Source organism: Actinomadura kijaniata NBRC 14229 (assembly GCF_001552175.1).
In the GTDB taxonomy this organism is placed as follows: domain Bacteria; phylum Actinomycetota; class Actinomycetes; order Streptosporangiales; family Streptosporangiaceae; genus Spirillospora; species Spirillospora kijaniata.
In genome coordinates this window covers 25,338-31,429 of sequence record NZ_BCQR01000148.1, presented here as the reverse complement: position 1 = coordinate 31,429, position 6,092 = coordinate 25,338, and the positions used below count along the sequence as shown (strand labels likewise).

The following is a 6,092-nucleotide window of genomic DNA, read 5'->3' as shown; positions in this document are numbered from 1 at the left end:
GTGTCGGAGCTCTTTGTGGGGCGGCCACGAGGGCCGTTGTCAGAGGCGATTGGCAAGATCGCGGCCATGAATGTCACTCCTGTCACTCCGCCACGGCCGATCGACGTTGTCGCGGTCTTTCCCCAACTGGCCCCGCTGGCCCGCACGGCGACTCGCCTGCACCCCCGCCCTGGGGCGCCGACGTGGCACGACAGCTCAATCGGCGGGCCGTTGCTGTGGCCCGCTGAGGAAGCGTGGCCGCACTGCGAGGAACCGCATGAGGTGGACGGCATCAACCCAGCCCTGTCCCCGGCGGATCTGCGGCTGGAACGACGGATCTTGGCCGCCTCGCACGGCCGAGACCTGACTGCGGAGGAACGGGAGACCCTCGAGCGGATCCGGCCCCCTCGGACGTATCCGGTGAGGCTGGCGGTCCAGCCGTACGACGGCCCCATAGCGATGCTGCCCGTCGCGCAGCTGTACGCACGGGATGTGCCCGATCTGAGCCCGCCAGAGGGTAAGGACCTGCTGCAGGTTCTGTGGTGCCCCTTCGATCATCCGATCATGCCCAGGACCCTGCTCTTCTGGCGTTCCGCAGCCGCCGTCACCGACATCCTCGACACACCTCCCGAGCCGCCCGCAGTGCAGTTCGACGGCTATCTACCGGAACCATGCGTGCTCGAACCGGAACAGATCACCGAGTACCCCGACCATCTGGAGCTGAGCGAAGAACTGCAGGAGCAACTCAAGCAGTGGAGCGTGCCGCAGGCAGCAGCAGAAGACATGGACCCGGACACGTACTACGACTGTGTGCTATCCAACGCACCCGGCTGGAAGGTCGGCGGCTGGCCCGCTTGGAACTCCACCGACCCCAGCCCACAGCCCTGCTCCGAGTGCGGCACCGGCATGGAGGTCCTGCTGACCGTCGCCACGTTTGAGGAAGGGGACGACGCCGGGAACAGCTGGTCTCCGCACCCCCACCCAGGTGCTGGACCGTACCCCGGCCACCGCGGCTACAACGCGACCGGGGTCCAGATAGGCAGCGGCTACCGGCAGCATCTGTTCGTCTGCCCAGCGAAGCCCGAGCATCCTCACATCGAGTTGATGACGTAGCCCGGCCCCGTCCCCCCGGTTAGCGCGGATTTTCGTTCCAATGCTGGTCGGCCCCCGCGCCGGTGGCGGGGGGCATCGCCCGCGAGGCGGTCGGCACCGTGCTGGCGGCGGTGGCGCGCGTGGTGGGCGAGCGCGGCGCGGCGGCCGCCAGGACGTTCGCCAGACGTTCCTTCGTCGAGCCACCCGCTCATGCGACACCTGCCTCCCACGACGGCCATGACCAGGGAAGTCCCCAAGCGGAGGAGGCCAACCGATGGTCTCGAAGTGTCAGGTGTCGAAGACGGCTTCGACGACGGCGGCGGTCTCGGCGGTGCCGGCGCGGAAGTAGCGGGCGGTGGTGTCGAGGGAGGTGTGGCCGAGGAGGGCTTGGATCTGGGCGACGTCGGCGCCGCCGTGGCGCAGGCGGGTGGCGTAGGTGTGGCGCAGGGTGTGCGGGCGCAGCCCGGGCAGGCCAGCGGCCGCGCCGATGGCGAGCACGACCTGGGTGATGCCGGAGATGGTCAGCGGGCCGCGTTGGCCGGTCCACAGCGGGCCGGGCGCGCGGCCGCGGACGGCGATCCAGTCGGCCAGGCGCTGGCGGGCGCGGGCGGGCAGGGGGACGGTGCGGACCTGGTCGCCCTTGCCGTGCAGGCGCAGGTGCCCGGTGCGGGCGGTCAGCACCACGTCCTCAAGGTCCAGGCGGGCGCATTCTTCGACGCGGGCGCCGGCCTGGGCCAGCACCGCCACGATCGCCGCATCCCGGGCGCCGCGGCGGGCGGCCTCGCGCTCCACCCGGCCCTGCTCGGCGACCGTCAGCGCCGTGGGCTGGCCGGGCTTGGGCACCCGGGCCCGCTTGACCGCGATGCGGATCCCGGCCTGCTCATACAGCAGCGTCACCGCCGCCAGCGCCTGGTTGACGGTGGCCGGGGCCACCTTGGCGGTCCCCAGCAGGTGGCGGCGCCAGGCGGTGGCGGCGTCTTCGGCGCCGATGGCGTCGGCGAAGGCGTCGGGGTGGTCGCCGGCGTGCGCGCGCAGCCAGCCGGCGTAGCCGCGGGCCTGGCGCCGGTAGGCCTTGACCGTGGTGGCGGCCAGCGCACACCGGTCCAGGTGCCACTCGAGGGCGGCCAGCGCCCGCTCCAGCGCGCCCTCCAGATCGGCCCCGCGCGCCGCGCCCGGAGCGGCGCCCGGCCGCAACGCGACGACCTTAGCGGGTCAGAACGCCAGGTCTGCATGGCCATGCGTTGGCGGTCGGTCTGGATTCGAAGGAGCAGCTCATCCACTGTGGGCAGTTTCGCATCGGCGAAGGGGCGAGGGGCGTTGCTCAGTGGATCGCTCAGAGGATTGCTCAGCGGGTTGTCGAGCGGGAGGTGGGACGCGAAAGAGGAACCAGGCTCGGCGTAGGTCTTCCACCCGCTGGACTCAGCCGGTGGGGCAGGGCGCCGGATGTGGTTGTGGGCGGTGGGGTGGCCGTTGCGGGCGGCGTGGCGGAACCAGTGGTCGGCGTCGTCGTGGTGTCCGGTGCTGAGGTAGATGGTGGCCAGCAGGTAGGCCGCTTCGGGGTGGTTGTGGCGGGCCGCGGCCGCGCAGAAGGTGATGGCGGCCAGGGTCTCGCCTTCGGCGTAGGCGTCGCGGCCGACGTCGAAGGCGGCCTCGACAGCGGTGGCTTGGCGGCTCTGGTAACTGGTGAAGTGGTGCAGTCCGTAACGGTGGGGGATGTCGTAGGCCCGGTCCAGGTAGATCTGGGCTTCGGCGTTCATGTTGTCGGTGCACAACAGTATGGCCAGCTTGTAGGCGGCGACCCGGTTGCCGCGTTCGACCTGTTCGTACAGGTCCAGGCCATGCTGGCCATAGGCGTCCAGGAAGCGCTGCTGGGAGAAGTCCAATATCGGCGGGGCCAGCTCGTGGCTTGGTGAGGCCGCAGCGGCGGACGGAGCGTTGGACGGAGCGTTGGACGGAGCCGGAGCCGGGGGCGGCGCCGACTCCGGCGCTGCAGCGGGGGGAGCCGACCGCGGCGGCGTGGGGTGGACCGGTGGGGGAACGTCGTGCGGTTTCGAGGCCCGCGGCCCCGGTGCCGACGCCGGGGTGGGAGGGGCGGCCGGTGGCTGGGTGAGCGGCCAGGGCGGCGGCGCGACGGCTGGTTCCGCGACCGGTTTAGGGCCGGGGCGTACGGTGTCCTTCCCCGCGGCGGGAGCGATGGGCGAGGGCGAGGCGGCCCAGTAGGTCCAGCGCAGTTCGATCGGCGGCAACGGCACCTGCGGCGGCACGGACGCGCTTGCGGTCCGGGAGAACCGTCCGGGCGGCTCCGGCGGGGCGCTGCCAGGGGCCGGGGCATCGGCCGCGTTGGAGCTCACGCGCGGCTGCGTCGGCGGCGACGGTTGCCTCGCCGCCGAGGGCGGCGGTGGGGCCGGCTGTGAGGGCGTGGTGCTGGGGCGGCCGTTCAGCCGCTGGTACTTGGCGTACCAGGGGGCCAGCAGGGTCTCGGCGTCCAGCTCGGCGTGCGGTCGGCCGGGGACGCCGGCCTCATGGGCGTGCAGCTCACACGACAGCACCACCGCGGCGACCAGTTCCCAGCGGGGAGGTCGTTTGCCGTGGTGGTTGACCAGGCGCGACAGCGTGCTGCGCTCCAGCCAGGGCAGCTTGGCGTACCGGTCGCCAAAGCACTCCTCCAGCTGCTTGGACAGCTGCTTCAGCCGCCCGTAGCCCGGGGTGCCGCAATCTACTCGAAGCGCCACCAGCTCTTCGATAAAGCAATGCAGTGGTGTTCGAGGAGAGGGTGAATCCACGCTCATAGGCCCCGGCTTTCACCTCAATGTGAAGAAAGATCTTGGGGAAGACCAATTGTTCCACCAGAGGGAGGGCCGGGATGCGCCTTGCCGGATCTTGAGGTGTTCCAAGTTGTCGCACGCCGGAAGAAGACGCAGCTAGAGCGGGTCCTACCGGGACGTGGAACACCCCGGGACACCTTGGGAGCAGGCGGGATCGGTTGTGACCAGGTGGTCTGCGCGGCAGCACCGACCGAAAGGCGCGAAGGGGGCGCGATCGCAGGGTGTTCCGGATCGTTTCAAGGTCATTTCCCCGAACTGCATTCTGTGTTCCGTAAAGCACCATTACGGGCGCTGGGGCGCCCAACGCGGCGAGACCGGCCAGGGCTCGGCCCCGAGCGTGGATGACTGGTGGTCCAACCACGGGGATGTCGAGGGTGCTCGGTCCCCCTCACCTCAAAGGAGAGCCGGGTGCAGCAGGAACCGATATTGATCATCGCGGGGGTGATCGTCGTACTGAGCCTGATGGTGCTGCTGGGCTTCACCGTGTGGGTGCTGCGCACCACCACCGGACTGGCCACCGTCCTCAAGGCCCTGGCCATCCCCCTGGGCGCGGTGCCCGCCGTGCTGTACGCCCTGTTCTGGCTCTACGGGTAGCGGCCAGCGCCACGCTCGCCGACGTAGACCACACGGGCCCGCGCGGCAGCCGGGCATGCGGCCTCTTCGGGCCGGCCCCGGCCGCCGCGTTCGCGTCCCCGGCCTCATCCGCCGCGACGAGCTCGGGAGGGCGGTAGCGGGGCTGGTCCGCGTGCGGCCAAGGGGGGCAGCATCATGCGATCAGCCCCTCCATGAACAAAGAGACGCTCTATCTGCGCAACACCGCTGAGGGCTCACGCGCATCACGGTTCTGGCGTACATCGGCGTGGAAGACGGCGACGGGGACGAGATCCGGATCATCCGTGCCGTCAACGACGATGTTGTCGAGGACCGGATCGCCTTCCACGGCAACGGTGGTGAGCAATGGCTGCGGGACCGGCACCAGCAGTGGACCGCCGAAGGGTATGAGCAGATCGCCTCCTAGGGCTCGTCGGAGGACTGCTCTGGTGCGAGCCCGCAACGCCGCGGTGTGGGAAACCGGGGTTTCGGCTGTGGATGACGATCACCGGCCAGGGACCGTAACCCCCGCTCCCTGGCCTGCCCCGTACCGCACGACGCTGACCTGCGGAAACCTCGATGGCTATACCTTCCAGAACGCGGGTTCTGTCGAGTATGGCTGCCGGGTACGTTCGACGGTCGCGTGGCGAGGGCGGTGTGCCGTTAACCCCGTCCCCACTCTCCGTTCTCGACCTCCTCCACGCACACAAACTGGTTATACACCGTGGTCAGCGCGGTGCAGTAGGGTTCCTGCTGTGCGGCGCCGCCTGCGGGCTGGTATGGCGCGGCGGTCGACGCGGCCGCGGCACCAAGGGTCGTTCCGGGTGCCGCCGCCGCAGCGGCGGGCAGGGTCAGAATGCCGCCGACGGCCGCGGTCAGCGCCGCCAGGGACGCTGCGCGAACCAGCGGCCGCAGTGATGTGTTCATGATCTCTTCCTTTCGTCGGGCACGGATCCCTTTGGTTATCGAAAGGAGCGGCTTCACTACAGTCGGTGAGTAGATCGCTGGAAGATTACCCCCAGCCCGCCCCACCGCCCGGATGCCCGGTCCGGCGCGGGGCCTGGCCTTCGAGGGGGCAGCGTGGACGCCGCGTGACCGATCGTTCTCATTGGCGGCGCGCCGCAACGGCAGGAGGGCGGGGCGGTGGTGTCTGCGGCGACCTGCGGTGCGGCCCGCTGGCCGGGGTCCGGGGCCACGACCCAGGAGAATCTACCGTCTATCTACTTGCAGAGTGTAATCACTTCGGTACATACGGTTATGCATTGGAGGAGAGCACACCCCGGCCAAGGGAGAAGCAGCCATGACCATCACCCGTGCGATCCTCACCGCGGGCACGGCGCTGTGCGCCGCGGCCACCCTGTGGGTGACCCCCGCCGCAGCCGCCTCGGGCATCCCCTCAGCGCCAGCAGGCGAATGGCAGAAATTCGGCCTTTACTCATCTGAGATGGAGTGCATCATTCTCGGTGCAGACCATGTCGTACTGCGCAGCTCGGACGACACCGTCCAGTGCCGCCGCGAGGGCTCGAAATGGCGCCTGTGGGTCTACCGGGCTTGACCCGCACGCCAGCCCATCACCGCTGAGTCCCCGCCGAGAACGCTGATCTT

Annotated in this window: 7 protein-coding genes; 5 read left to right on the top strand and 2 right to left on the bottom strand. The window is 69.9% G+C overall.

The annotated features are described in order from the left end of the window. Window positions 1-1,092, top strand: a 1,092-nt coding sequence (locus tag AKI01S_RS36580; RefSeq protein WP_218009953.1) for a hypothetical protein, incomplete at its 5' end; no start/stop codon positions are given. A gap of 267 nt (window positions 1,093-1,359) precedes the next feature. Here the strand turns inward: AKI01S_RS36580 and AKI01S_RS36575 are convergent. Beyond that, the gene (locus AKI01S_RS36575; protein WP_067828638.1) at window positions 1,360-2,265 is read right to left on the bottom strand and encodes a tyrosine-type recombinase/integrase; all 906 of its coding nucleotides are present in this window, start codon (window positions 2,263-2,265) and stop codon (window positions 1,360-1,362) included. A 269-nt stretch (window positions 2,266-2,534) separates the two neighbouring features. On the opposite strand from AKI01S_RS36575, the gene AKI01S_RS36570 reads away from it, so the two are divergent. The 3 genes from AKI01S_RS36570 (at window position 2,535) to AKI01S_RS51200 (ending at window position 4,914) form a co-directional block, all read left to right on the top strand. Next, entirely contained in the window at window positions 2,535-2,984 is a 450-nt protein-coding gene (locus AKI01S_RS36570) for a hypothetical protein (RefSeq protein WP_157420426.1), read from the top strand. A gap of 1,320 nt (window positions 2,985-4,304) precedes the next feature. Further along, a complete protein-coding gene (locus tag AKI01S_RS51205; protein WP_157420425.1) occupies window positions 4,305-4,490 on the top strand; it encodes a hypothetical protein in 186 nt (61 codons plus the stop codon). A gap of 265 nt (window positions 4,491-4,755) precedes the next feature. Continuing rightward, on the top strand, window positions 4,756-4,914 hold the full coding sequence (locus tag AKI01S_RS51200; protein WP_157420424.1) for a hypothetical protein: 159 nt from the start codon (window positions 4,756-4,758) through the stop codon (window positions 4,912-4,914). 236 nt (window positions 4,915-5,150) lie between these two features. On the opposite strand, the gene AKI01S_RS36565 is transcribed toward AKI01S_RS51200, so the two are convergent. Next, on the bottom strand, window positions 5,151-5,414 hold the full coding sequence (locus AKI01S_RS36565) for a hypothetical protein (protein WP_067828634.1): 264 nt from the start codon (window positions 5,412-5,414) through the stop codon (window positions 5,151-5,153). 373 nt (window positions 5,415-5,787) lie between these two features. On the opposite strand from AKI01S_RS36565, the gene AKI01S_RS36560 reads away from it, so the two are divergent. Further along, entirely contained in the window at window positions 5,788-6,042 is a 255-nt protein-coding gene (locus tag AKI01S_RS36560) for a hypothetical protein (protein WP_067828632.1), read from the top strand. Window positions 6,043-6,092: the final 50 nt, after the last annotated feature.